The 26,185-nt window shown below is 71.1% G+C and carries 25 protein-coding genes; 20 read left to right on the top strand and 5 right to left on the bottom strand.

Features of this window, described 5'->3' with window-relative positions; all coding sequences use genetic code 11:
* Positions 1–184: 184 nt before the first annotated feature.
* Complete coding sequence (gene lon, locus OHS57_RS26010) at positions 185–2,596, bottom strand: endopeptidase La (protein WP_041984431.1); 2,412 nt, start codon at positions 2,594–2,596, stop codon at positions 185–187.
* 189 nt (positions 2,597–2,785) lie between these two features.
* On the opposite strand from lon, the gene OHS57_RS26005 reads away from it, so the two are divergent.
* From OHS57_RS26005 to OHS57_RS25935, 15 genes are all read left to right on the top strand, one after another.
* Complete coding sequence (locus OHS57_RS26005; RefSeq protein ID WP_328583508.1) at positions 2,786–3,196, top strand: DUF4259 domain-containing protein; 411 nt, start codon at positions 2,786–2,788, stop codon at positions 3,194–3,196.
* Positions 3,197–3,238: 42 nt separating this feature from the next.
* Complete coding sequence (locus OHS57_RS26000; protein WP_328583507.1) at positions 3,239–3,874, top strand: GNAT family N-acetyltransferase; 636 nt, start codon at positions 3,239–3,241, stop codon at positions 3,872–3,874.
* A 98-nt stretch (positions 3,875–3,972) separates the two neighbouring features.
* Positions 3,973–4,365, top strand: a complete 393-nt coding sequence (locus tag OHS57_RS25995) for a hypothetical protein (protein WP_041984440.1) — start codon at positions 3,973–3,975, stop codon at positions 4,363–4,365.
* 52 nt (positions 4,366–4,417) lie between these two features.
* Complete coding sequence (locus tag OHS57_RS25990; protein WP_328583506.1) at positions 4,418–5,005, top strand: RNA polymerase sigma factor; 588 nt, start codon at positions 4,418–4,420, stop codon at positions 5,003–5,005.
* A complete protein-coding gene (locus OHS57_RS25985) occupies positions 5,002–5,880 on the top strand; it encodes a zf-HC2 domain-containing protein (RefSeq protein WP_328583505.1) in 879 nt (292 codons plus the stop codon). Before OHS57_RS25990 ends, OHS57_RS25985 begins: the two co-directional genes overlap by 4 nt.
* Positions 5,877–6,689, top strand: coding sequence for an ABC transporter ATP-binding protein (locus tag OHS57_RS25980; RefSeq protein WP_443042971.1), 813 nt, complete (start codon positions 5,877–5,879; stop codon positions 6,687–6,689). Before OHS57_RS25985 ends, OHS57_RS25980 begins: the two co-directional genes overlap by 4 nt.
* Complete coding sequence (locus tag OHS57_RS25975; protein WP_443042970.1) at positions 6,686–8,002, top strand: hypothetical protein; 1,317 nt, start codon at positions 6,686–6,688, stop codon at positions 8,000–8,002. The genes OHS57_RS25980 and OHS57_RS25975 overlap by 4 nt, the downstream gene beginning before the upstream one ends.
* Entirely contained in the window at positions 7,999–8,598 is a 600-nt protein-coding gene (locus OHS57_RS25970; RefSeq protein WP_328583502.1) for a hypothetical protein, read from the top strand. The genes OHS57_RS25975 and OHS57_RS25970 overlap by 4 nt, the downstream gene beginning before the upstream one ends.
* 123 nt (positions 8,599–8,721) lie before the next feature.
* Positions 8,722–9,420 (top strand): spermidine synthase, encoded by a 699-nt coding sequence (locus OHS57_RS25965; protein WP_041984457.1) that lies wholly within the window; start codon positions 8,722–8,724, stop codon positions 9,418–9,420.
* Positions 9,421–9,579: 159 nt separating this feature from the next.
* Positions 9,580–10,317: a response regulator transcription factor gene (locus OHS57_RS25960; protein WP_041984459.1), complete on the top strand. Its 738-nt coding sequence runs from the start codon at positions 9,580–9,582 to the stop codon at positions 10,315–10,317.
* Complete coding sequence (locus OHS57_RS25955) at positions 10,314–11,417, top strand: HAMP domain-containing sensor histidine kinase (protein WP_328583501.1); 1,104 nt, start codon at positions 10,314–10,316, stop codon at positions 11,415–11,417. The genes OHS57_RS25960 and OHS57_RS25955 overlap by 4 nt, the downstream gene beginning before the upstream one ends.
* Before the next feature lie 259 nt (positions 11,418–11,676).
* Complete coding sequence (locus tag OHS57_RS25950; RefSeq protein WP_328583500.1) at positions 11,677–15,525, top strand: multifunctional oxoglutarate decarboxylase/oxoglutarate dehydrogenase thiamine pyrophosphate-binding subunit/dihydrolipoyllysine-residue succinyltransferase subunit; 3,849 nt, start codon at positions 11,677–11,679, stop codon at positions 15,523–15,525.
* 95 nt (positions 15,526–15,620) lie between these two features.
* Positions 15,621–15,800, top strand: a complete 180-nt coding sequence (locus tag OHS57_RS25945; protein WP_041984467.1) for a DUF6104 family protein — start codon at positions 15,621–15,623, stop codon at positions 15,798–15,800.
* Between the two features lie 84 nt (positions 15,801–15,884).
* Entirely contained in the window at positions 15,885–16,772 is an 888-nt protein-coding gene (locus OHS57_RS25940) for a DUF4097 family beta strand repeat-containing protein (RefSeq protein WP_328583499.1), read from the top strand.
* Between the two features lies 1 nt (position 16,773).
* A complete protein-coding gene (locus OHS57_RS25935) occupies positions 16,774–17,700 on the top strand; it encodes a PadR family transcriptional regulator (RefSeq protein ID WP_041984471.1) in 927 nt (308 codons plus the stop codon).
* Positions 17,701–18,307: 607 nt separating this feature from the next.
* On the opposite strand, the gene OHS57_RS25930 is transcribed toward OHS57_RS25935, so the two are convergent.
* Complete coding sequence (locus OHS57_RS25930) at positions 18,308–19,270, bottom strand: zinc-binding dehydrogenase (protein ID WP_041984473.1); 963 nt, start codon at positions 19,268–19,270, stop codon at positions 18,308–18,310.
* A gap of 77 nt (positions 19,271–19,347) precedes the next feature.
* Positions 19,348–20,562, bottom strand: coding sequence for an NAD(P)-dependent malic enzyme (locus OHS57_RS25925; protein ID WP_328583498.1), 1,215 nt, complete (start codon positions 20,560–20,562; stop codon positions 19,348–19,350).
* Positions 20,563–20,988: 426 nt separating this feature from the next.
* Here OHS57_RS25925 and OHS57_RS25920 point away from each other — a divergent pair, with 426 nt between their 5' ends.
* From OHS57_RS25920 to OHS57_RS25910, 3 genes are read left to right on the top strand one after another with little or no spacing between them, the layout of a single operon-like run.
* Positions 20,989–21,957, top strand: a complete 969-nt coding sequence (locus OHS57_RS25920) for an ABC transporter substrate-binding protein (RefSeq protein ID WP_328583497.1) — start codon at positions 20,989–20,991, stop codon at positions 21,955–21,957.
* A 28-nt stretch (positions 21,958–21,985) separates the two neighbouring features.
* Positions 21,986–22,933, top strand: coding sequence for an amino acid ABC transporter permease (locus OHS57_RS25915; protein ID WP_443042969.1), 948 nt, complete (start codon positions 21,986–21,988; stop codon positions 22,931–22,933).
* Positions 22,933–23,694 carry an amino acid ABC transporter ATP-binding protein gene (locus OHS57_RS25910; protein WP_328583496.1) on the top strand — a complete coding sequence of 254 codons (762 nt, stop codon included), beginning with the start codon at positions 22,933–22,935 and terminating at the stop codon, positions 23,692–23,694. Before OHS57_RS25915 ends, OHS57_RS25910 begins: the two co-directional genes overlap by 1 nt.
* A gap of 53 nt (positions 23,695–23,747) precedes the next feature.
* Here the strand turns inward: OHS57_RS25910 and OHS57_RS25905 are convergent, their stop codons facing one another.
* Positions 23,748–24,509, bottom strand: a complete 762-nt coding sequence (locus OHS57_RS25905; protein WP_328583495.1) for a class I SAM-dependent methyltransferase — start codon at positions 24,507–24,509, stop codon at positions 23,748–23,750.
* A gap of 88 nt (positions 24,510–24,597) precedes the next feature.
* Between OHS57_RS25905 and OHS57_RS25900 the strand changes: the two genes are divergently transcribed.
* Complete coding sequence (locus OHS57_RS25900; RefSeq protein ID WP_041984480.1) at positions 24,598–25,227, top strand: CGNR zinc finger domain-containing protein; 630 nt, start codon at positions 24,598–24,600, stop codon at positions 25,225–25,227.
* Here the strand turns inward: OHS57_RS25900 and sodX are convergent.
* Positions 25,131–25,562 carry a nickel-type superoxide dismutase maturation protease gene (sodX, locus tag OHS57_RS25895; RefSeq protein ID WP_328583494.1) on the bottom strand — a complete coding sequence of 144 codons (432 nt, stop codon included), beginning with the start codon at positions 25,560–25,562 and terminating at the stop codon, positions 25,131–25,133. The genes OHS57_RS25900 and sodX overlap by 97 nt on opposite strands.
* Before the next feature lie 150 nt (positions 25,563–25,712).
* Here sodX and sodN point away from each other — a divergent pair, with 150 nt between their 5' ends.
* Positions 25,713–26,108 (top strand): superoxide dismutase, Ni, encoded by a 396-nt coding sequence (gene sodN, locus OHS57_RS25890; protein ID WP_041984481.1) that lies wholly within the window; start codon positions 25,713–25,715, stop codon positions 26,106–26,108.
* The last annotated feature ends 77 nt before the right edge of the window (positions 26,109–26,185 follow it).

Raw genomic sequence — 26,185 nt, 5'->3', positions numbered from 1 at the left:
CATACCAACTGACCTGGGGTCACGGCCTGTTGATCGTCGGGAAGGGGCCGGGACGCGACACGGCGGCCGCGCGCGGAACAGATCGTTCCGTGCGCGGCCGCCGTCGCGGTACCGCTTTGTCCGGGTGGCCCGGGGCTCGGCCCGTTGTCCCCGCCGGGGCTCAGGCCCGTCGCCCCGGCCGGGCTCAGGCCGCGGCCTGGACCGGTACCTCCGCCGGGGACAGCGCGATCTCCAGCACCTGCCGGACATCCGTGACCGGGTGGACCTCCAGCCGGTCGAGGACCTCGGCCGGTACGTCGTCCAGGTCGGCCTCGTTGCGCTTGGGGATCACGACCGTCGTGATACCCGCCTGGTGCGCGGCCAGCAGCTTCTGCTTCAGACCGCCGATGGGCAGCACCCGCCCGGTCAGCGAGACCTCACCCGTCATGGCGACGTCCGTGCGGACCTGGCGGCCGCTCAGCAGCGAGGCGAGAGCGGTCGTCATCGTGATGCCCGCGCTCGGACCGTCCTTCGGGACGGCGCCCGCCGGGAAGTGGATGTGCACACCCCGGTCCTTCAGGTCGGCGACCGGCAGCTCCAGTTCGGCGCCGCGCGAGCGCAGGAAGGAGAGCGCGATCTGCGCGGACTCCTTCATCACGTCACCCAGCTGGCCCGTCAGGGTCAGCCCCGAGCCGCCCGTCTCCGGGTCGGCCAGCGACGCCTCGACGAACAGCACGTCACCACCGGCGCCGGTGACGGCGAGGCCCGTGGCCACGCCCGGCACCGCCGTACGCCGCTCCGCCGGGTCCTGCGCCGACTCGGGCACGTGGTGCGGCCGGCCGATCAGACCGCGCAGGTCGTCGGGTCCGACGCTGAACGGCAGCTCGCGCTCGCCGAGTTCGTGCTGGGCCGCCACCTTGCGGAGCAGCCGCGCGATGCCGCGCTCCAGGTTCCGTACGCCCGCCTCGCGGGTGTACTCCCCTGCCAGCTTGCGCAGCGCGCCGTCCTCCAGGGTGACCTCGCCGGTCTCCAGACCCGCGCGCTCCAGCTGCCGGGGCAGCAGGTGGTCGCGGGCGATGACGACCTTCTCGTCCTCGGTGTAGCCGTCGAGCCTGACCAGCTCCATCCGGTCGAGCAGCGCCTCGGGAATGGCTTCCAGGACGTTGGCCGTGGCGAGGAACACCACGTCGGACAGGTCGAGCTCGACCTCCAGGTAGTGGTCGCGGAACGTGTGGTTCTGCGCCGGGTCCAGGACTTCGAGCAGGGCCGCGGCCGGGTCGCCGCGGTAGTCCGAGCCGACCTTGTCGATCTCGTCGAGCAGGACGACCGGGTTCATCGAACCGGCCTCCTTGATCGCCCGGACGATACGGCCGGGCAGCGCGCCGACGTAGGTGCGCCGGTGGCCGCGGATCTCCGCCTCGTCCCGGACACCGCCGAGTGCGACCCGGACGAACTTGCGTCCCATGGAGTGCGCGACGGACTCGCCGAGCGAGGTCTTGCCGACCCCGGGCGGGCCGACGAGGGCCAGGACGGCGCCGCCGCGCCGGCCGCCGACCACACCGAGCCCGCGGTCGGCCCTGCGCTTGCGCACGGCCAGGTATTCGGTGATGCGCTCCTTGACGTCCTCCAGGCCCGCGTGCTCGGCGTCGAGGATCGTCTTGGCGCCCTGGATGTCGTACTCGTCCTCGGTGCGCTCGTTCCACGGCAGTTCGAGGACGGTGTCCAGCCACGTGCGGATCCAGGAGCCCTCGGGGCTCTGGTCCGACGAGCGCTCCAGCTTCTCGACCTCCTTCAGTGCGGCTTCGCGCACCTTCTCCGGGAGATCGGCGGCCTCGACGCGGGTGCGGTAGTCGTCCGACTCGTCCTCGTCGCCCTCGCCGTTCAGCTCGCGCAGTTCCTTGCGTACGGCTTCGAGCTGGCGCCGCAGCAGGAAGTCACGCTGCTGCTTGTCGACGCCTTCCTGGACGTCCTTGGCGATGGACTCGGCGACGTCCTGCTCGGCGAGGTGTTCGCGCAGCTGGCTGATGGCGAGCTTCAGCCGGGCCACCGGGTCGGTGGTCTCCAGCAGCTCCACCTTCTGGGCGGTGGACAGGAAAGGTGAGTAACCGGCGTTGTCGGCGAGCGCGGACACGTCCTCGATCTGCTGGACGCGGTCCACGACCTGCCAGGCGCCGCGCTTCTTCAGCCAGTCGGTGGCGAGCGCCTTGTATTCCTTGATCAGTTCCGTGACGGAGCCGGGCAGCGGGTCGGGGGTGACTTCGTCGACGGCGATGCCCTCGACCCAGAGGGCCGCGCCGGGTCCGCTCGTGCCGGAGCCGATCTGTACGCGGCCTCTGCCGCGGATCAGCGCACCGGGATCCCCGTCGGACAGCCTGCCCACCTGCTCGACGGTGCCGAGCACGCCGGTTGCGGCGTACGACCCGTCGATCCGTGGCACAAGCAGCACCTGAGGCTTCCCGGCACCGGACCCGCCCGTACGCGCGGCGGCCTGGGCGGCCTCCACAGCGGCGCGGACCTCGGTGTCGGACAGGTCGAGCGGAACCACCATGCCGGGCAGCACGACCTCGTCGTCGAGCGGCAGCACGGGAAGCGTGAGCGGGGTGGAAATGGAGGCCATGATCTCCCCTTCGGCAGTTAGGTTGAGCTATGTGGACTCAATGCATGTGAGCCCGCCAATGTTCCCCGGCCGCCGTTCGCTCTGAGCGATAGCAATCGAGCGGCTGGAATCCCCTCCGTACGGCGCCGGCCGGCGATGTCAGTGCGGCCTGCCACGATGCCCGGACGTGATCGCGATCAGGAGGAACACATGGGCACCTGGGACGTCGGCCCCTTCGACAACGACACCGCGGCGGACTGGTGCGGCCACCTCGACGACGCCGCCCCGGACGCGCGCCACGGACTGGTCAGGGACGCGCTGGCCCGAACGGCCGGCACCACCGGCTACCTGGACTCGGACGTCGCCGACGAAGCGGTCGCGGCAGCGGCCCTGGTCGCCGCGCAATGCCCGGCCGGCGAGCCGGCCAACCCGCACTACGGCCCGAAGGAACCCCTCCCGGACCTCACCGACCTCCGCACCCTCGCCCTGCGGAGCATCGACCGCGTCGTGACCGAGCCGTCCGAACTCCTGGAACTGTGGGAGGAGGCGGGGGACGGCCCCTGGCAGGCGGGCATCAACCGGCTCCGCGGCGCGCTCGCACCCGAATCCACGCCCCTCTGATTTCACTTCCCGGGGAACGACCGCCCCTGCTGTAATAGTCCCATGGATAATTCGACCATTACGTCAGCCTGGGTGGCCGGCTGGGCCGTCTCTCGTTCCACTGCGGCGCCCGTCGAGCGGCCGTGGGGGTATCGCATCGACGTCGGGCAGCCGGGGCACGTGCTGCGGCATGTGCTGCCCGAGCCGGACGGGGCGACCGTGCGGATGCTCTGCGGGAGCGAGACCGAGCCGGGTACCTGGCTGCGGCTGCTCGCGGCGCCCGAGGCGGTCGGCGGATGGATAACCCCGGGCTGGAAAGTGCCGGACGACCCCGGCTTCCTGATGTTCACCGCCCTGCGCCGGTCACCCCTGCCCGAGCCGCCCGCCGGGTACGCGGTGCGCACCGAGCGGACGGACGGGGTCGTACGGGTACGGGTGCCGACCGGGGACGGCGGGCCGGCCGCGCGCGGGCAGGCGGGGCTGGCCGGGGAGACCGCCGTCGTCGACCAGGTCGAGACCGACGCGGGACACCGCAGAAAGGGTCTCGGCCGGCTCGTGATGCGCACCCTCGAAACGGCGGCGGCCGACGCGGGCGCCACGACCGGCATCCTCGCGGGCACGACCGACGGACGCGCGCTGTACAGCGCGCTCGGATGGCGGCTGCACGGTCCAATCACCGGCGTCGTACGGGTCGGCTGACCACGCGCGCCGCGCGCCCCCTGCGGGCGCCGTGCGTGACTCGGCCATACCTGTTCCGGCGAGACATCTCCCGCGCGTCCGGGGACAAGTGAACAGGTATGAGTACTCAACAGACAGGACCCCCCGACGAATTGCGCGTCGGCGCCAGGCCACGCGCCGAGGTGGAGCAGGCGTACCGCGCGCTCGCCGACGTCGCAGCGGGCACCGCCCAGCAGACCCAGCTCTCCCGCGGCTCCCTGACGGCCTACCTCTGGGCTCTCGGCCGCGGCGAAACGGCCCCGGTCACCGGCGCCGTCAGCACGGGCGCCCCCGACCTGCCCCTGCTGACGGCGGAGACGGACGCGGCGGTCGTCCAACTGGAGGACGCCACCCAGCGGACGGTCCCGCGCGACTACATCCACGGCGTCCACGAAGCACTGTCCTGGATCTGCGGCCACACCAACACCCGCCCGGCAGCCCCGGCACCCCACCCGGGCGACCACACCCACTGAGCGTCACGCGACGCGGTGAACCGGTCGGGTGCCCGCGAGCGACAGACAGGGCGTGAGACTGTTCCGCCCCATGGGGGGAGACCTGGCCGACGACGCGCTGCTGCGCGCCGTCGCCAAAGGGGATGCCGAGGCCCTCGGCATTTTCTACGACCGGCACTCGGGCTGGCTGCACGCGCGGCTGACCCGACGGTGCGCCGATCCCGAGACCGTGCGAGAAGTCCTCCAGGACACCTTCGTCGCCGTCTGGCGCTCCGCCGCGGGCCACCACGGCGGTGAGGCCGGTGGCTGGCTGTGGGTGATCGCCGCCCGCCGGCTGGTCGACGCCCGGCGGGCACAGGAGCGCGCCGAACGTGCCCGGCGCGTGGAGTACGAACCGGCCGACGTGGCCCCGTCGGCCGAGGACCGGGTGCTGACCGGTCTTGAGTACGGGGATGTGGGCGCCGCCCTCGACCGGATCTCCCCCGAACTGCGCGACGTGCTGCGCGCCACCGTCGTCGACGGGCTGACCACCGGCGAGACCGCGCGGCTCCTCGGCATACCGGAGGGCACGGTCAAGACCCGCGCCATGCGCGCCCGCAAGGAACTGCGCCTGGAACTCGGCCGGATCGCGCCGGGACCGGGCCTGGGAGGCATCGCGTGACCACCTGGCATGTGACGGACCAGCTGGCGGAGCTGTACGCGGCGGGCGCGGCGCGCGAGCCCGACGCCTGGTCGCTGGAGAAGCACGTCGAGGCGTGCGGGCCGTGCGCGGTGCGGGTGTCGGCGGCGGTACGGGCGGGCGCCGCAGGACCCGTACTGGCGGGGGTGCGGGCCGCGGTGCTCGCCGCGGTGCCCGCGCCCGCGCCCACGTCCCGGCCGCGCCGGATCGGCGCGGCCGGGCGGCTGCTGTGGGCGGCCGGTCCGGCGCTGCGCGGGGCCTGGGCGGTGGCGCTGGTGCTGGTCGCCGCCGGGGCGGTGGCTCTCGCGTACGGCGCGGGGTACGCCGGGGGGCGCCCCGTGCTGCTGGCGCTCGCTCCGGTGCTGCCGCTGGCAGGCGTCGCCGTCTCGTACGGGCCGTACGCGGACCCGATGCACGAGATCACCGCTTCGACCCCGGGCGGCGGGCTGCGGCTGCTGCTCACCCGCTCGGTGGCCGTGCTGGCGGCGAGCCTTCCGCTGCTGACGCTCGCCGGCGCCCTGCTGCCCGCGTACGCCGGGGTGCCGGGGGCCGCCGCCTGGCTGCTGCCGGGGCTGACGCTGACGCTGGCCGCGCTGGCGCTGGGCTCGTACACCGGCTGCCGGACGGCGACGGCCGTGATCGGCGGCGGATGGCTGCTGGCGGTGCTGGCCGCCCCCGCCGTACAGCCCCGCGCGGGCGACGGGCTCCCGCTGCCGCCGGCCCGGGCGCTCGCCGAGCAGCTCACGCAACTGCTGGCGGGTGCGACGGCGCAGGGCGGCTGGGCGGTGGCGGCTCTGCTCTGCGCGGGGCTGCTGGCGCTGCGGCGGCAGGCGTACGACCTCCCGAGATCCTCATGACGCGACCGACCGAGAGAGAGCAGTCAGTGCCGGAAGTGCGGGAACAGACCATCGCGGTGAGCGGGCTGACGGTCAGACACCGGAGAACGGTCGCGCTCGACGCCGTAGCGCTCGGCTTCGGCACGGGGGTGCACGGGCTGCTCGGTCCGAACGGGGCCGGCAAGACGTCCCTGATCCGGGTGCTCGCGACGGTCTCGGCGGCGGCCGAAGGACAGGTGGAGCTGCTGGGACACGACGTGTCGGACCGGCGGGCCCGCTCGGAGGTCAGGCGGCGGCTCGGCTATCTGCCGCAGGAGTTCGGCTACTACCCGGGCTTCACGGTGCGGGAGTTCGTCTCGTACGTGGCATGGCTGAAAGAGATGCCCGCGCAGGGGGTGGCGGGGGCGGTCGAGCGCGCCGTGGAGCGGGTCGGACTCGCCGGGCGTATCGACGCGAAGATCAAGACGCTGTCGGGCGGCATGGTGCGCCGCGTCGGCATCGCCCAGGCGATCGTCAACGACCCGGATCTGCTGCTGCTCGACGAGCCGACGGCAGGTCTCGACCCTGAACAGCGCGTCGAGTTCAGGGCGCTGCTCCGCGAGGTGGGCAGCGCGGCCACGGTCGTCGTCTCGACGCATCTGGTGGAGGACGTCGCCACCGCGTGTTCAGAGGTGACGCTGCTGGAGTCGGGCCGGGTGGCCTTCCGCGGCACGACGGCGGAGCTGACCGCCGCCGGTTCGGGGGCGACCGCCGCCGACGAGCGCGACGCCAACCCGATCGAGCGCGGCTACACGGCGGCGCTGCGGACCCACCGGGCGGGCGTGCGATGAGTCTCGTGACGGCTCCCGTGACCGCCCCGGCCGCCGACCGGAAACCGGGCGGCGCGAGCCGCGTACTCCGGCCCGAGCTGCTGCGTGGGACCGGACCGTGGACCGGCGTCGCCCTCGCCACCCTGATCGGCGTCACCATGTACAGCAAGGCCGACCAGTGGCAGCAGCACTGGGCGGAGACCACTGACCTGCTGCGCGTCGCGGGTCTGATCCTCGGCGGGCCGCTCGCCGTGGCGGCCGGCTGCTGGCAGGGCGGCAGGGAACGCAGGCGCGGTACGGAGGAGTTGCGTGCCACGTTCGCGAGGAGCAGGCTCCGGCAGACCCTCGTGGCTGCCGCCCCCGCCGCGCTGTGGCCGGCCGCCGGGTATCTCGTGGCGGCGGCCGGCTGTCTGCTCGCCACCTGGCCGTACACGAGCGGCGGCCATCCGTACGTGTCGCTGATCGCGGCCGACGCCGTGGCGATCGCCTCGCTCGGCACCCTCGGCTTCGTCGCGGGACGGCTGCTGCCGTGGCGGCTCGTCGCGCCGCTGCTCGCCGTCCTCAGCTATGTCGTACTGGCCGTGCCGGGGTACGGGCGGTCGAGCGCTCGTTGGCTGGATCCCGCCCTTGAGTACGACTCCTCGTTGCAGGCGCCCCTGTGGTGGTTCGGCCCGGCGAGCGCGCTGTGGACCGGCGGGCTGGCGGCATCCGCGCTGCTCGGGTTCGCCGCGCGGCGAAGGCTGACCGCGCTGCTCCCGCTCGCCCTGGCCGCCGCCGTCGCCGTACCGATCGTGGCGACCGGCGACGGGCTGTGGCGGGACGATCCGGCGGCTGCCCGGCCGGTCTGCGACGACGGGGTGCCCCGGATCTGCGCGCCGGCGGTCGAGCGGAACATGCTCCCGGAGATGAGAAAGGCGCTCGCCGGGGTGGACGCCAAGCTGCGCGGAGTGCCGGGCGCGCCCAGGCGCTGGGTGCACCACCCCGTCCCGCCGGGTCCCGGCGATGTGTCGCTGCCGGACCGGGTCGACGACACCGTACGGGGGCGGCTGACGCACCCGGACCTGTTCGCCGATTCGGCGGCGGGTGCGCTGGTCGACGGCGCGGACTGCGCATCGGAGGGGGCCGACACGCCGCTGGACGAGCGCGCGTCCGACATCGGGATCGCCGTCCGGCAGTGGCTCGTGCCACGCGGCAACTTCGCGAACTCCCCCGCGCGGGGCGCAAGGCTCCATCGGAAGCGGCTGGAAGCGATGGACGCCGCGCAGACCCGTACGTATCTCACCCGCTATCTCGCCGCCGACCGCTGCGACCCGGCTCAGGTGCCCGTCCCATGAGCCGTGCGCTGTACCTCCGTTCCCGCGCGCTGCCCGCAGTCGCCTCCTCGCTGGTCGCGGCGGCGCTGCTGGCCGGCTGGGCGGCGTACGAACTCCAGGCGGCCCGGCGGTTCGGCGGCACGGCCCGCATCCCGGTCGTCACGCTCGCCCCGATGCTGGCGGCCGGGATCGTCGGGACCGGCCTGTACACCCACAGCGACGAGCTGGACCGGACGGCGGTACGGGCCTGGTGGCCCCGCAGACTCGCCCATCTGTTCGCGCTGACGGCACTGGCCGCCGGCGGCCTGGCTCTGGCGGTGCCGGGCAGTCCCGAAGTGTTCGGCGGGCAGGCGATGGTCCGCAACGTACTCGGCGCGACCGGCATCGCGGCCGGGTCGGCGGCGCTGCTCGGGGCGCGGCTGAGCTGGCTGCCGACGACGGTGTACCTCAGCGGGACCTACCTGTCAGCACCCTCGACGCACGACGGCGTCGCGACGGTCTGGGCCTGGCCGATGCAGCCGGGACCGCAGCCGGGGGCGTGGCTGGCGGCGTGCGCGACGTACGTCTGCGGCGCCGCGCTGTACGCGTGGCGGGGCGCGCGCCCCGACGGGGATTGACAACAGACGGGCGCTGACAGCGCGGGAGCGGGGCACAAGCAGGGGTGCCGGATTGTCCCGGCCGCCGTCGGCGCAGCAGGATGGCGTGCACCACTCCTGACGACCGAACAAGGGATCCGTACCGTGCCCCAGACCGTTCCCGATCCCGATGCCGTGCCCGTCACGCTGGACCGCAGGGACGGTCCGTACGGGGAGGTCGTGCTGCGGCGGCAGGGGGACCGGTTGGAGATCATCGCCAACGGGACGTTCCTGATGGACACCTCCGACGGGCGCTCCGAACGGCTGCTCATCGACGCCGCGCTCGGCGCGCTGAGCGAGGAGCGGCGCAACAGTATGCCGTCGGTCCTCATCGGCGGCCTCGGGGTGGGCTTCTCGCTCGCGCACGCGGCGGCCGATCCGCACTGGGGGCGGATCGCGGTGGTCGAGCGGGAGCGGGCCGTCATCGACTGGCACCACGGCGGGCCGCTGGCCAGGATCTCCGGGGCCGCGCTGGTCGACCCGCGGACTGTGATCCTTCACACCGACCTCGTGGAGCACGTCCGCACCACGACGGACCGCTACGACGCACTCTGTCTGGATATCGACAACGGCCCCGACTGGACCGTGACCGAGAGCAACGAAAGCTTGTATACACAGGCAGGACTGGCTGCCTGCCGGGCCCTGCTGAACCCCGGCGGCGTCCTCGCCGTCTGGTCCGCGCAACCCTCTCCGACCTTTGGCGATGCGTTGCGGAATGCCGGATTCAACGGGGTAACCACCCAAGAGATCCAGGTTGCCCGGGGAGTGCCCGACGTGGTCCATCTCGGCGTTCGCACTGCGTAGCCGGGACCCCTTCGCTGCCTCTACGCTGCTCCCCACACAGGGTTTCTTCGACGGTGTGCGGACGCGCGCGGACGACGGCCCCCGGCGGTACGAGGACCGCAGCGCGAGGACCCGCGGTACGGGCAACACGGACAGCGAACACGTAGCAGGGGCGGGGCGATGGAGCAGACACACACCAGCCAGAACGGGGTCGCGGCGACGCCCGGCGCCCAGCGCCGGGTCCTGGTCGTGGAGGACGACGCGACGATCGTCGACGCCATCGCGGCGCGGCTGCGGGCCGAGGGGTTCATGGTCCAGACGGCGCTCGACGGCCCGGCGGCGGTCGACGCCGCCGAGGCGTGGCAGCCGGATCTGATGGTCCTCGACGTGATGCTGCCCGGCTTCGACGGCCTGGAGGTCTGCCGCCGGGTACAGGCGCAGCGCCCGGTGCCGGTCCTGATGCTGACGGCGCGTGACGACGAGACCGACATGCTGGTGGGTCTCGGGGTCGGCGCCGACGACTACATGACCAAGCCGTTCTCCATGCGGGAGCTGGCCGCCCGGGTGCATGTGCTGCTGCGCCGCGTCGAGCGGGCCGCGCTGGCCGCCGTAACCCCGCGCAGCGGGATCCTGCGCCTCGGCGAGCTGGAGATCGACCACGCGCAGCGCCGGGTGCGGGTGCGCGGCGAGGACGTCCATCTGACGCCGACCGAGTTCGACCTGCTGGTCTGCCTGGCGAACACGCCGCGCGCCGTCCTCTCCCGCGAGCAGCTGCTCGCCGAGGTGTGGGACTGGGCGGACGCCTCGGGCACCCGTACCGTCGACAGCCACATCAAGGCGCTGCGCCGGAAGATCGGCGCCGAGCGGATCCGTACGGTGCACGGCGTCGGGTACGCCCTGGAGACCCCGGCGCCATGAACCTGCCGAGCAGACGCCCGCCCAGCAGGAATCTGCGTCCGTTCTCCATCAAGGCCAAGCTCGGCACCCTCGTCGTGGTCTCCGTCTTCATCACGACGGGGCTGCTGATGGTGGCCCTGCGCACCAAGACCGAGCTGCGGTTCATCACCGTCTTCTCGGTGATCGCGACCCTGCTCATCACCCAGTTCGTGGCGCACGGCCTGACCGCCCCGCTGGACGAGATGAACACCGTCGCCAAGGGCATCTCGCACGGTGAGTACACCCGCAGGGTCAGCGGCGCCGACCGGCGGGACGAGCTGGGCGACCTGGCGTCCACCATCAACCGCATGGCGGACGACCTGGAGGCGGTCGACCGGCACCGCAAGGAGCTGGTCGCCAACGTCTCGCACGAACTGCGCACCCCCATCGCGGCGTTGCGCGCCGTGCTGGAGAACGTCGTGGACGGGGTGTCGGCCGCCGACCCGGAGACGATGCGCACGGCGCTGAGCCAGACGGAGCGGCTGGGCCGGCTCGTGGAGACGCTGCTGGACCTGTCGCGGCTCGACAACGGCGTGGTGCCGCTGCGGGCCCGCCGCTTCGAGGTGTGGCCGTATCTGTCGGGCGTGCTCAAGGAGGCCAATCTGGCGGCCTCGCAGCGCGGCCTCAGCTCGGGGTCAGGGAACCACACCCGTACGGACGTGCATCTGCATCTGGACGTGTCGCCGCCCGAGCTGACCGCGCACGCGGACGCGGAGCGGCTGCACCAGGTCGTGGCCAACCTGATCGACAACGCTGTCAAGCACAGCCCGGCGCACGGCCGGGTCACCGTACGGGCCCGGCGCGGCCCGCAGCCCGAGTCGCTGGACCTGGAGGTGCTGGACGAGGGCCCCGGGATCCCCGAGCCGGAGCGCAGCCGGGTCTTCGAGCGGTTCAACCGGGGCAGCACCCCGGCGCCGGGACCCGGTACGGACGGCGGTACGGGTCTCGGTCTCGCGATCGCCCGCTGGGCGGTGGATCTGCACGGCGGCCGCATCGGAGTGGCCGAATCAGCGCGCGGCTGCCGGATACGGGTCACTCTTCCGGGAGTCCAGCAGAACACCCGGTTGACGTACAATTCGTAAGGAAAGCGCACGATCTCCGGATACGGAGTCGGGGACGGGCGGGCCACGAGCCTGGCCACTCTCCGCTATCGGGGGCTCCGCACAGTCCCGGTGAAGGTGAACCGGGTTTGTTTCCCGCCATTTCATACGCTGAAACCCGCTGTCGGATGTGACTTGCACGACGATGGCACGCCCGGCCTGCACCTGCGCGCCCGGTAGGCGTAGCCTTGATTCCCGCTGTCCATTACTTTTTGTGAAGCGGAAGAGGGCGGTTCACGCCGTGTCGTCTCAGTCCACCAGTAACTCGAGCATCTCGACCGACGCAGACGGGCAGGGGAAGAACCCTGCCGCTGCCTTCGGGCCCAATGAGTGGCTCGTCGACGAGATCTACCAGCAGTACCTCCACGACCCGAACTCAGTCGACCGTGCCTGGTGGGACTTCTTCGCCGACTACAAGCCGGGTTCCTCCGGCGCGGCGGACAAGCCGGCGGAGACCGCAGCCGCGGGGGCTGCGGTGACCGCCGCGCCTGCCGCGCAGGCACCGGCGCCCGCCCCGGCCCAGCCGGCGGCTGCCGCGCCGGCTCCGCCCGCCGCACCCGCGGCTCCGGCGCAGCCGGCGGCCCCCGCCCAGGTGGCCGCTCCCGCGAAGCCCGTGGCCACGGCGCCCGCTCCGGCCAAGCCGGCCGAGCCCGTCGCCAAGCCGGCGGCGGCCAAGGCCGCTTCGAACGGCGGTGCGGCGAGCAAGGACACCGAGGCGCCCGCGGGCCCGGAGTATGTGACGCTGCGTGGCCCGGCGGCGGCCGTCGCCAAGAACATGAAGGTGTCGCTGGAGCTGCCCACGGCCACGTCCGTGCGCGCGGTGCCGGTGAAGCTGCTCTTCGACAACCGCATCGTCATCAACAACCACCTGAAGCGGGCGCGGGGCGGCAAGATCTCCTTCACCCACCTCATCGGGTACGCGATGGTGCAGGCCCTCAAGGCCATGCCGTCGATGAACCACTCGTACGTGGAGAAGGACGGCAAGCCGACCCTGGTCAAGCCCGACCATGTGAACCTCGGCCTCGCCATCGACCTGGTGAAGGCCAACGGCGACCGCCAGCTCGTCGTCGCGGCCATCAAGAAGGCCGAGACGCTCAACTTCTTCGAGTTCTGGCAGGCGTACGAGGACATCGTCCGGCGGGCCCGCGCCAACAAGCTGACGATGGACGACTTCTCCGGCGTCACGGCTTCGCTGACCAACCCCGGCGGTATCGGCACTGTCCACTCCGTGCCGCGCCTGATGGCCGGTCAGAGCATGATCCTCGGCGTCGGCGCCATGGAGTACCCGGCGGAGTTCCAGGGCACGTCCCAGGACACCCTGAACAAGCTGGGCATCTCCAAGGTCATGACGCTGACCTCGACGTACGACCACCGGGTCATCCAGGGTGCGGCGTCCGGCGAGTTCCTGCGGATCATCAGCCAGCTGCTGCTCGGCGAGAACGGCTTCTTCGACGAGATCTTCGAGTCGCTGCGGATCCCCTACGAGCCGGTCCGCTGGCTCAAGGACATCGACGCCTCGCACGACGACGACGTCACCAAGGCCGCCCGGGTCTTCGAGCTGATCCACTCCTACCGGGTGCGCGGCCATGTCATGGCCGACACCGACCCGTTGGAGTACCGCCAGCGCAAGCACCCCGACCTGGACGTCACCGAGCACGGCCTGACGCTGTGGGACCTGGAGCGCGACTTCGCCGTCGGCGGTTTCGCCGGCAAGTCGATGATGAAGCTCCGCGACATCCTCGGTGTGCTGCGCGACTCGTACTGCCGCACCACCGGCATCGAGTTCATGCACATCCAGGACCCGAAGCAGCGCAAGTGGATCCAGGACCGTGTGGAGCGCCCGGGCAGCAAGCCGGAGCGCGAGGAGCAGCTGCGGATCCTGCGCCGGCTCAACGCGGCCGAGGCGTTCGAGACGTTCCTGCAGACCAAGTACGTCGGCCAGAAGCGGTTCTCGCTGGAGGGCGGCGAGTCCGTCATCCCGCTGCTCGACGCGGTCATCGACGCTGCGGCCGAGTCGCGGCTCGACGAGGTCGTCATCGGCATGGCGCACCGCGGCCGGCTCAACGTCCTCGCGAACATCGTGGGCAAGTCGTACGCGCAGATCTTCCGGGAGTTCGAGGGCAACCTCGACCCCAAGTCGATGCACGGCTCCGGCGACGTCAAGTACCACCTGGGCGCCGAGGGCACCTTCACCGGGCTCGACGGCGAGCAGATCAAGGTCTCGCTGGCGGCGAACCCCTCCCACCTGGAGACGGTCGACCCGGTCATCGAGGGCATCGCCCGCGCCAAGCAGGACATCATCAACAAGGCCGGCACCGACTTCACGGTGCTGCCCGTCGCGCTGCACGGCGACGCGGCCTTCGCGGGCCAGGGCGTCGTGGCCGAGACGCTCAACATGTCCCAGCTGCGCGGCTACCGCACCGGCGGCACCGTCCATGTCGTGATCAACAACCAGGTCGGCTTCACCGCCGCCCCGGAGTCCGCGCGCTCGTCCATGTACGCGACCGACGTCGCCCGCATGATCGAGGCGCCGATCATCCATGTGAACGGTGACGACCCGGAGGCCGTGGTCCGCGTCGCGCGGCTCGCCTTCGAGTTCCGCCAGACGTTCAACAAGGACGTCGTGATCGACCTCATCTGCTACCGCCGCCGCGGTCACAACGAGGGCGACAACCCGAAGTTCACCAACCCGCAGATGTACAACCTGATCGACAAGAAGCGCTCGGTGCGCAAGCTCTACACCGAATCGCTCATCGGCAGGGGCGACATCACGCTGGAAGAGGCGGAGCAGGCGCTCCAGGACTTCCAGGGTCAGCTGGAGAAGGTCTTCGCCGAGGTCCGCGAGGCCACCTCGCAGCCGGGTCCGACGCATGTCCCGGACGCGCAGGCCGAGTTCCCCGTCTCGGTGACCACGGCGGTCTCCCAGGAGGTCGTCAAGCGGATCGCCGAGTCCCAGGTCAACATCCCCGACGGCGTGACCGTCCACCCGCGGCTGATGCCGCAGATGGTGCGCCGCGCCGCCTCCGTCGAGGACGGCACGATCGACTGGGGCATGGGCGAGACGCTCGCCATCGGCTCGCTGCTGATGGAGGGCACCCCGGTCCGGCTGTCGGGCCAGGACACCCGGCGCGGCACGTTCGGCCAGCGCCACGCGGTCCTGGTCGACCAGGACACCGGCAACGACTACACGCCGCTGCTGTACCTCTCCGAGGACCAGGCGCACTACAACGTCTACGACTCGCTGCTCAGCGAGTACGCGGCGATGGGCTTCGAGTACGGCTACTCGCTGGCCAGGCCCGAGTCGCTGGTCATGTGGGAGGCCCAGTTCGGCGACTTCGTCAACGGCGCCCAGACCATCGTCGACGAGTACATCTCGGCCGCCGAGCAGAAGTGGGGCCAGACGTCCGGCGTCACGCTGCTGCTGCCGCACGGCTACGAGGGCCAGGGCCCGGACCACTCGTCCGCGCGCCCCGAGCGCTTCCTGCAGATGTGCGCGCAGAACAACATGACGGTCGCGATGCCGACCCTGCCGTCGAACTACTTCCACCTGCTGCGCTGGCAGGTCCACAACCCGCACCACAAGCCGCTCATCGTCTTCACCCCGAAGTCGATGCTGCGTCTGAAGGCGGCGGCGTCGAAGGCGGAGGAGTTCACCACCGGCGGGTTCCGCCCGGTCATCGGCGACGACAGCGTGGACCCGTCAGCGGTCCGCAAGGTCGTCTTCACGGCCGGCAAGGTCTACTACGACCTGGACGCGGAGCGTCAGCAGCGCGGCGTCACGGACACGGCGATCATCCGCCTTGAGCGGCTGTACCCGCTGCCGGGCAAGGAACTCCAGGCCGAGATCGCCAAGTTCCCGAACGCCGAGAAGTACCTGTGGGCCCAGGAGGAGCCGGCGAACCAGGGAGCGTGGCCGTTCATCGCGCTCAACCTGATCGACCACCTGGACCTGGCCGTCGGAGCCGACGTCCCGCACGGCGAGCGCCTGCGCCGCATCTCGCGGCCGCACTCCTCGTCCCCCGCAGTCGGCTCGGCCAACCGTCACAAGACGGAGCAGCAGCAGCTGGTGAACGAGGTCTTCGACGCGTAGCGTCCGCTCGCCCGCCAGTTGAACCGACAGCACCCGGGGCCCGGTCCGCAGCTTCTGCGGACCGGGCCCCGCGCCCGTACCAGCAGGAGTCTGACGTGTATTTCACCGACCGTGGCATCGAGGAGCTGGCGAAGCGGCGCGGCGAGGAGGAGGTCACCTTCGAGTGGCTGGCCGACCAGCTGCGGACGTTCGTCGACCTCAACCCCGACTTCGAGGTCCCCGTGGAACGGCTGGCGACCTGGCTCGCCCGGCTGGACGACGACGAGGACGAGTAAGCCGTGCCTTGACTTCCCCCATCCGCGATATATCGTGTCTTGCAGAAGACGCGATATGTTGCGTCGTGACTGGGGAGGTCAGCAATGGCGGAATCGACATGGCGCGTCGCCGAGCCGCGGAAGCTCACGTTCGAGGAGCCGGTGACCTCGCTCAGCGTGCGCATCGTCAGCGGCACGGTCAATGTCGTCGGTGCCGACGAGGCGACGCTGGCCGCGCAGGGCGGTGCCCGGCTGGAGATCTCGCAGATCGAGGGCCCGCCGCTGATCGTGACCCGCAGCGGCTCCGAACTCACCGTCACCTACGAGGACCTGCCCTGGAAGGGGTTCCTCGACTGGCTCGACCCCAAGGGCAGGCACCGCACCGCGGTCGTCTCGCTCACGGTGCCCGCGACGGCGCGCGTCGAGGTCGGCGTGGTCGGCGCCGGCGCGATGATCTCCGGCATGCGGGGCCGCACGGACGTACGGGGCGTCAACGGCGACACGACGCTGGTCGGCCTCGCCGGTCCGGTACGGGCCGACACGGTCAGCGGCAATCTGGAGGCCCAGGCCGTCACCGGCGACCTCCAGTACCACTCGGTCTCCGGTGACCTGACGTTCGTCGAGGGCGCGGGGTCCTCCGTACGGGCGGACTCGGTCAGCGGCGACATGGTCATCGACCTCGACCCCGCGGGCAAACCCACCGACATCAAGCTCACCACCGTCTCCGGCGAGGTCGCGATCCGGCTGCCGCATCCCACGGACGCCAAGGTCGAGGCGAACACCGCCAGCGGCTCGGTCTCCAGCGCCTTCGACGACCTGCGCGTCAGCGGCATGTGGGGCGCCAAGAAGATCACCGGCACCCTCGGGGCCGGGACCGGCACGCTCAAGGCGACCACGGTCTCCGGCTCGATCGCGCTGCTGCGCAGGCCGCCGACGGCCGACGCGCACTCGCCGGCCGACGCGCCTTCGACGCCCGAAACGAAGGAGCACTGACATGCCTCCTGTCTTCGCCCACGGCCGACTGCGGCTCTACCTGCTCAAGCTGCTCGACGAGGCACCGCGCCACGGCTACGAGGTGATCCGCCTCCTGGAGGAACGCTTCCAGGGCCTGTACGCGCCGTCCGCCGGCACCGTCTACCCCCGGCTCGCCAAGCTGGAGACTGAGGGCCTGGTCACCCACGCGACCGAGGGCGGCCGAAAGGTCTACTCGATCACCGAGGCGGGCCGCGAGGAACTGGCGGGCCGCAGCGGCGAACTCGCCGACCTGGAGCTGGAGATCCGCGACTCGGTCTCCGAACTGGCCGCGGAGATCCGCGACGACGTACGGGGCGCGGCGGGCCAGCTGCGCAACGAGATGCGCGCGGCGGCGTCCGAATCGCGCCGCCAGTCCCCTTCGGACGACGCGGAGTCCTGGCGCGCCGCCAAGCAGGGCTGGAAGGAGCAGGCCCGCCGCGCGAAGGACGAGTCGCGCCGCGCCCGCGAGGACGCCCAGCAGGCGCGCCGCCAGGCGAAGGAGGCGCAGGAGTCGGCGCGCGAGGAGATGCAGCGCATCGCCAAGCAGGTCCAGGACCAGGTCCAGGGCCACTTCGCGCGCGGCGACTGGCCGACGGGGGTCCGCGAGGGCCTGTCCGAACTGGCCGGCCAGCTGAGCGGCATGACCTGGCCCCCGAGCGCGCCGTCCGGCGGCGCCCGGCCCGCGCCGGAGTCGCCGTCGTCCGCCCCGGAGTGGGCGAAGGACACCCCGGAGACGGGCGACCCGGCCCGCGACCTGGACCGCCTGCTGGACCGCTTCCGCGACGACATCCGCGACGCGGCGCGGGACAACGGCGTGACGGAGTCACAACTGGGCGAGGCACGCAGGCACTTGTCGACGGCGGCGGCACACATCACGGCGCTGCTGAGGGTGGGCGGTCGGGGGTAACGGTGTGGCCGTCCGGCGCGGTGTCGCCGTCCGGCGCGGCGTCGCCGTCCGGCGCGGCGTCGCCGTCCGGCGCGGGTTCGGTTGCGGGTTTGGGTTGCGGTTGTTGCCGGGTGCCGTTCCGGGGAGGCGTCCTGCGCTGCATGATTTACGGCGCGTACTCCCCAGACGCGGAGCCACCGCAAAGATGCGCCACAAATCACGCTCTACGCTCCGGACACCACCCCTGCACGACCCCCTTCAGCCCCCGCCCCATCGGGACGGCTGCCCCACCACCAAGGGCCGGCGGCCGGGCGTTCACGCCAGGGACGTGCCCCCGGCCCGCACGACACCGCTCACCCGCGCCCACGCGGGCGGCTGGGTGGGACCCACCGGCGGGAGGGGGCCGGGGCCGGAGGAGGGGGGTGTCCGGACGTAAAGCGAAGGAGCTCATGCGACAAGCAGTCCGGACACCCCCCTCCGCAGGACCCGGACACCGCCACCAGACGAACGCGGCGCAGCCACAAACCGCACCCCCCGCCGGAAGGCGACACCGCAGGACCCGGAACCCGGCACCCGAACACGCGGCGCAGCCAAGAACCCGCACACCCCGCCGGACGGCGCGAACGCCTCAGGTCGTTAGGACGATCTTGCCGAAGACGTCGCCGCGCGCCATCTTTTCGAAGCCCTCGCGCGCCCCGTCCAGTGGCAGCACCCCGTCGATCACCGGTCGTACCCCCGTCGTCGCGCAGAACGACAGCAGGTCCTCCAGCTCGTCCTTCGACCCCATCGTCGAGCCGACGATCTTCAGCTCCAGGAAGAAGACCCGGGTCAGCTCCGCGCGTGACGGGCTGTCGCCGCTCGTCGCGCCCGAGATGACCAGCGTGCCGCCCGGCTTCAGGGACTTGACCGAGTGGGACCACGTCGCCGCGCCCACCGTTTCGATGACCGCGTCGACCCGCTGCGGCAGCCGCGCACCCGGCTCGAACGCGTCCAGCGCGCCCAGTTCGACCGCGCGGGCGCGCTTCTCCGGCGAGCGGCTCGTGGCGTAGACGCGCAGACCCGCCGCGCTGCCGAGCACGATCGCCGCCGTCGCGACGCCGCCGCCCGCGCCCTGCACCAGGACCGAATCGCCCGGTCGTACACCGGCGTTGGTGAAAAGCATGCGGTAGGCGGTCAGCCAGGCCGTGGGCAGGCAGGCGGCTTCCTCGAAGCTCAGCTCGGCGGGCTTCGGCAGGACGTTCCAGGCCGGGACGGTGACCTGCTCGGCGAACGTGCCCTGGTAGCGCTCGGTGAGGATCGAGCGGGGCTCGCGCGGGCCCACGCCGTGGCCCGTGGCGCCGACGACGGAGTAGACGACGACCTCGTTGCCGTCCTCGTCGATGCCCGCGGCGTCGCAGCCGAGGATCATCGGGAGTTTGTCCTCGGCGAGGCCCACCCCGCGCAGCGACCACAGGTCGTGGTGGTTGAGGGAGGCGGCTCTGACGGTCACGGTCGTCCAGCCGGGGCGCTTCTCGGGGGCCGGACGCTCCCCCAGTTCAAGGCCGTTGAGGGGCTGGTCGCGGTCGATGCGTGCTGCGTAGGCGGCGAACATGACCATGACGATAGCGCCGTCCGCGCCCCGGTGGGGGGGCACGGACGGCGCCAGAACGGTCAGCGGCGCCAGCCGCCTCAGCGGCGCGCGACGCCTTCCGCGCGGGCCGCCGCGGCCACCGCCGCCGTGACGGCGGGGGCGACGCGCTCGTCGAACGGCGAGGGGATCACGTAGTCCGCGGCGAGTTCGTCGCCGACGACGTCCGCGAGCGCCTCGGCCGCCGCGATCTTCATGCCCTCGGTGATGCGCGAGGCGCGCACCTGGAGGGCGCCGGCGAAGATGCCGGGGAAGGCGAGCACGTTGTTGATCTGGTTGGGGTAGTCGCTGCGGCCGGTCGCCACGACGGCCGCGTACCGGTGCGCCACGTCGGGGTGGACCTCGGGGTTCGGGTTGGCCATGGCGAAGACGAAGGCGCCGGGCGCCATCGAGGCGACCGCCGGCTCGGGGACCGTACCGCCGGAGACGCCGATGAAGACGTCGGCGCCGGACAGCGCTGCCTCCAGGGGGCCGCTGAGCCGCGCCTTGTTGGTGAGCGCGGCGATCTCGTGCTTGACGTCGGTCAGGTCGTCGCGGTCCGTGCTCACGACGCCCTTGCGGTCGGCGACGGCCACGTCCCCGATCCCGGCGGCGAGCAGGAACTTGGCGATGGCGACGCCCGCCGCGCCGGCGCCGGAGATGACGGCGCGCAGTTCGCCGATGCCGCGCCCGGTGAGCTTGGCCGCGTTGCGCAGGGCGGCGAGGGTGACGACGGCCGTGCCGTGCTGGTCGTCGTGGAAGACGGGGATGTCGAGCCGGTCCTGGAGCCGCCGCTCGATCTCGAAGCAGCGGGGGGCCGAGATGTCTTCGAGGTTCACGCCGCCGAACGAGGGGGCGAGCCGGACGACGGTCTCGATGATCTCGTCGGTGTCGGTGGTGGCGAGCGCGATCGGCACCGCGTCGACCCCGCCGAACTGCTTGAAGAGGATGGCCTTGCCCTCCATGACGGGGAGCGAGGCCTCCGGGCCGATGTCGCCGAGGCCGAGGACGGCGGTGCCGTCCGTGACGACGGCGACGACCTGTGACTTCCAGGTGTAGTCGTGGACGAGTTCGGGATTCTCGGCGATCGCGGTGCACACCTTCGCGACGCCGGGCGTGTACGCAAGGGACAGGTCATCCTTGTCGCGCACGGGGACGGTGGCCGTGATGGCCATCTTGCCGCCGCGGTGCAGCGCGAAGGCCGGATCGAAGGGCTCGTCGGGAGCGCTTTCGGCCGTATCGGTCTCGCTGCGAGGATTGACGATCTCCGCTGCCATGGTCGTACCCCTTAGGTCTTCATCAGTTGAGGGTGGCCACTCCTGGTTGAGGAGGGGTGGGTGGGCACCGCGTCGCTACGTCAGGCATCGCGTAACCACGCGCGGGCGCGCCGCACACGCGCCCTGAGCCCCGGATGAGGGGGTGTGAACGTCCTTCTTACCGGACGGTCCGGCCCGCGCACGCGCGAAGGGCTGGCGGAACCGGAGATTCTCCGGCCGGAGGAAGGCATCCCGGCAGATGGTCCGGTAGTGATGCGCCGGCCGGCAGGGGGACGGGGGTGACCCGTTACCCGATTTTGACATGGCTGCGCCCCTGAATGGACCAGTCCGAATGGCAAGATGCCGGTAATCACACACGGTCGCGAAACCCGAAAGTACGTGCCCGTTCACTTGCCAGCGCTCCCTGACCGCCGGAGGTCCCCGATCATGACCGCAAGCAGCACTCGCCGTACGTCCGCAGCGAAGTCCCGGATCGTCGCGGTCGGCGCCGTAGCGGTCGCGGGCGCCTTGCTCCTGACCGCCTGTGGTGACCAGACCGACAGCGCGGGTGACAAGAGCTCCAAGGGCACCGACAGCACGGCGAAGACCGCGCCGCTCTTCAGCAAGCTGCCCAAGGACATCCAGGACGCCGGTGTCATCAAGGTCGGCACCAACGCCGAGTACGCGCCGATGGAGTCCGAGGCCGGCGGCAAGATCATCGGTGTCGACCCGGACATAGCCGCCGCGCTGGGCAAACAGCTCGGTGTGCGTTTCGACTTCACCTCCGGTTCGTTCGACGGTCTGATCAGCGCCCTGAACTCGGGCCGCTACCAGGTCGCGATGTCGTCGATCACCGACAACAAGCAGCGCCAGGAAGGCCTGGACGACAAGGGCAAGAAGCTCGGCGAGGGCGTCGACTTCGTCGACTACTTCATCGCCGGTACCGCCGTGTACGTGAAGAAGGGCAACCCCGAGGGCATCAAGTCCATCGAGGACCTGTGCGGCAAGACCGCCGCCGTGCAGAAGGGCACCACGTACGAGGAGGCCCTGAACACGCAGTCCAAGGCGTGTAAGGACGGCGGCAAGAAGGCCATCAACATCGAGCCCTTCGAGAACGACACCGAGGCGCAGACCCGGGTGAAGTCCGGTGGCGCGGTGGCCGGTGTCAACGACTACCCGGTCGCCCTCGACCTGACCCGTAAGGCCGACAACGGCAAGGCGTTCGAGATCGTCGGCGAGCAGTACGACGCCGGACCGTTCGGCATCGCGGTCAGCAAGAAGAACACCCAGCTCAGGGACGCGCTGAAGCTCGCTGTCGACGCGATCATCAAGGACGGTTCGTACAAGGCGGTCCTCGACAAGTGGGGCGCGCAGACCGGCGCGATCGACGCCGCGGCCATCAACGGCGGCAAGTGAGCGGGCGCGGTACTGAGGGGCAGCCGTGGTGAGTGACAAGATCGAGAAGATACCGGCCGACACCGCGCCCGGCTCCGGGGGCGCCGCGGCGATCCCCGCGGGGGCCGTCAAGGCCATTCCCGTACGGCACTGGGGGCGGCTGCTCAGCGGGGTGATCGTGGTCGCCCTGCTGGTGGCGCTGGTCTACGCGTTCGCGCAAGGCAACGTCCAGTGGCACGCGGTCTCCGACAAGCTCTTCGACGGCAGTGTCATGAAGGGCGCCGGCCGCACCCTGCTGATCACCGTGCTGTCCATGGTGCTCGGTGTGGTCCTCGGCGTGATCCTGTCCGTGATGCGGATGTCGAAGAACCCGGTGACCAGCGGCGTCGCGTGGCTGTACATCTGGTTCTTCCGCGGCACGCCGGTCTACGTCCAGCTGTTGCTGTGGTTCAACCTGGCGCTGATCTTCCCCATCCTGAACATCCCGTTCATCTACAAGAACGAGATGACGGACGTCATGACCCCCTTCATGTGCGCCCTGTTGGGGCTCGGTCTCAACGAGGCCGCGTACATGGCGGAGATCTGCCGGGCCGGCATCCAGTCGGTCGACGAGGGGCAGACGGAGGCGTCGCACGCGCTCGGGATGACCCAGGGCAAGACGATGCGCCGGGTGGTGCTGCCGCAGGCGCTGCGGGTCATCATCCCGCCGACGGGCAACGAGTTCATCAACATGCTGAAGACCTCGTCCCTGGTGGTCGCCGTCACCTATCCGGATCTGCTGCGCGCGACGTCGAGCATCGGCTCCACGTCGTACGCGGTGATGGAGATGCTCTTCGTCGCCTCGATCTGGTACATCGCGATGACCAGCGTCTTCAGCGTCGGTCAGTTCTATCTGGAGCGCCGGTACGCCCGCGGCACGAGCCGCAGTCTCGCTGCCACCCCGTGGCAGAAGGTCAAGGCGAACATGGCCTCCCTGCGCAGCCCGAGGAGTGCCTGATGACTGCCATGGTGAAGGCGGAGGGCGTCCACAAGTCCTTCGGCACGGCCCACATTCTCAAGGGCATCGACCTGGAGGTCGCGCCGCGTGAGGTCTTCTGTGTGATCGGTCCCTCGGGGTCGGGCAAGTCGACGTTCCTGCGGTGCATCAACCACCTGGAGCAGATCAACGCCGGACGGCTGTACGTCGACGGGGAGTTGGTCGGCTACCGGCAGAAGGGCGACAAGCTCTACGAGCTGAAGGACAGCGAAGTCGCGAGGAAGCGCCGGGACATCGGCATGGTCTTCCAGCGCTTCAACCTGTTCCCGCACATGACGGCGGTGGAGAACGTCATGGAGGCACCGATCCAGGTGCGCGGCGAGTCGAAGGCGGCGGCCCGCGCGCGGGCGGCGAAGCTGCTCGACCGGGTCGGTCTCTCCGACAAGGCGGACAACTATCCCGCGCAGCTCTCCGGCGGTCAGCAGCAACGGGTGGCCATCGCGCGCGCGTTGGCGATGGAGCCGAAGCTGATGCTGTTCGACGAGCCGACGTCGGCGCTCGACCCGGAGCTGGTGGGTGATGTCCTGGACGTGATGCGCGACCTCGCGGCCGACGGCATGACGATGATCGTGGTCACCCACGAGATGGGGTTCGCGCGCGAGGTCGGGGACGCGCTGGTGTTCATGGACGACGGCATGGTCGTCGAGACGGGCCATCCGCGCGATGTGCTCGGCAATCCGCAGCACACCAGGACGCAGTCGTTCCTGTCGAAGGTGCTGTAGGTGCCACGCACGCGGGCGGTACGGCCAGTGACGTCCGTACCGCCCGCCCGCCGCTACTTCAGGGCCAGTACGAGGGAGTCGGAGGGCGAGGACCAGACGGGCCTCGCCTCGGCGAAGCCGGCCTCGCGCAGCGTACGCGCGTGCCAGTCGGCCGACGGCGTGTCACCTTCGGCGTGCTCCCCGTAGATCCGGAACCGCTCGGCGGTGGGTCCGGCGAGTACGGGGTCCTTGGCGGCGACGTCCCACCACTGCGTCCAGTCGAGCGCGCCGGCCGACCTGGCCCGTTCCATGGCGGCGTGCCGGTGGGCGCGTTCGGCCTCGTTGATCCCGGGGGTGGCGGTGTCGATCATGTGGTCGGCGTTCATCAGGACTCCGCCGTCCCTCACGAGCCCGGCGAGCTGCCCGTACAGCGTGGTCAGCGGCCCGGCGTGGAACCAGTGCAGGGCGGTGGCGGTGAGGACGGCGTCGTACGTCCCGTACGGCAGCAGGGCCGGCCAGCCGGGGTCCTTGAGGTCGGCGGTCACGAAGCTGACCCGCTCGTCGCCGGCGAAATACCCGCGGGCGATGGCGAGCAGGGCGGGGTCGAGGTCGACGCCCGTGCTGGTCGCTTCGGGGAACCTGCGCAGCAGCCGGTCCGAGATGCTGCCCGTGCCGCACGCGAGGTCGAGCACCCGGGGCCGCGGGCCCACCAGCGCCTCGACCATGTCCAGCATGACCCGGAACCGCTCCTCGCGGTCGGGCATGTACCACTCCTGCTGCCGGTCCCAGCTCCGCTGCCAGGCCCGCCAGTCGGTTCCGGTCGTCGCCTCCGTCATAAACCCTCCCCTGAGTAATACCCTGGAACGTCAGTCGGCCATTACGGTCGGCTCTCCCGACTCTAGAACGCAGCCGTAAGGACTACAAGTGGAACTGGCCTCTTACTCGGACTACGCGGTACGCCTGGTCAACACCGAGGAGCCGGCCCGTGGCACGGACACCCTGACCTCGGTCGAGGACGTCCGCGCCCTCTTCGGCGCGAGCACCCAGCTCGCCCGCCGCGCGACGGAGGCGGACATCACCCGCTTCCGGTCGGTCAGGGCACGGCTGCGCGCGGTCTTCACCGCCGCCGACACGGGTGAGCCCACCCAGGCCGTCGACCTGCTGAACTCGCTGCTGCTGGAATTCCCGGTCAGCCCGCAGATCTCCGGCCACGACTTCCTCGACGAGGAGGGCCGCCCCGACTGGCACATGCACCTCGCCGAGCACCCCTCGAACGCGACCGCCGGGTACGCGGCGACGGCCGCGATGGGGCTCGCCTTCCATCTGACCGAGCACGGTGTCGACCGGCTCGGCCTGTGCGAGGCAGCACCGTGCCGCAACGCCTACCTCGACACGTCGACCAACCGCTCGCGACGCTACTGTTCGGACCGCTGTGCGACCCGTGCCAACGTCGCCGCCTACCGGGCCCGCAAGCGCCTGGAGACGGAACGGTCGGCGAGCACCGGGCGCACCGAAGAGGCCAGCCAGGAGACCGCCCCGCGCACCGAGCGCTGATCCTCGCCGCGCGGCCGGTACCGGCCGCGTACCCGCCCCAGCAGCAACTCCTCGGGCACCGTCCCGAACAGCCTGCTGTCACCCTCGGCCCCCGGGTTGTCCCCCAGCACCCACCAGCCGCCCTCGCGTCGCTCGATCAGCCGCTTCACGATGAGCAGATCCTGCTGCAACGGGTGTTTGAGCACGACCACGTCGCCCGCCTTCACGGGCGCCCGGTAGTGCACCAAGAGCTGATCGCCGTGCTTGAGCGTCGGGTACATGGACGGCCCCGTCACCTCGGCGATCCCCAACGGCACTCTCGGCTCCCGCCCCGACTCCCGCCCCGACTCCGTCATGCGGCACCTCCCGGTCCCACCGTATGTTCCGCCACAGGTCCCATATTGACGCCGGACTTTTGTCCTAAGCCCACGGGGGCACTCGCGAAAACAGGCTTCTCACGGAGTAATGTCCCACCTGAGAAGACGATCACGAGGAAGGACAGCTCAATGCTCTCCCGACTGTTTGCCCCGAAGGTGAAGGTCAGCGCCCACTGCGACCTCCCCTGCGGCGTCTACGACCCGGCCCAGGCCCGCATCGAGGCCGAGTCGGTCAAGGCCGTCCAGGAGAAGATGGCGGGCAACGACGACGCCCACTTCCAGGCCCGCGCCACCGTCATCAAGGAGCAGCGAGCCGAGCTCGCCAAGCACCATGTCTCGGTGCTGTGGAGCGACTACTTCAAGCCCCCGCACTTCGAGAAGTACCCGGAGTTGCACCAGCTGGTCAACGACACCCTGAAGGCCCTGTCGGCGGCGAAGGCCTCGACGGACCCGGCGACGGGCCAGAAGGCGCTGGACTACATCGCCCAGATCGACAAGATCTTCTGGGAGACCAAGAAGGCGTGACCGCCTTGCGCGACGACTGAGGGCCCGACGGCAGTTGCCGTCGGGCCCTCAGTCGTCCTGTCTGCGGACGGGGGGAT

This window comes from Streptomyces sp. NBC_00370, assembly GCF_036084755.1.
In the GTDB taxonomy this organism is placed as follows: Bacteria; Actinomycetota; Actinomycetes; order Streptomycetales; family Streptomycetaceae; genus Streptomyces.
The sequence above is the reverse complement of the archived record's forward strand: the minus strand, read 5'-3'. Positions and strand labels throughout refer to the sequence as shown.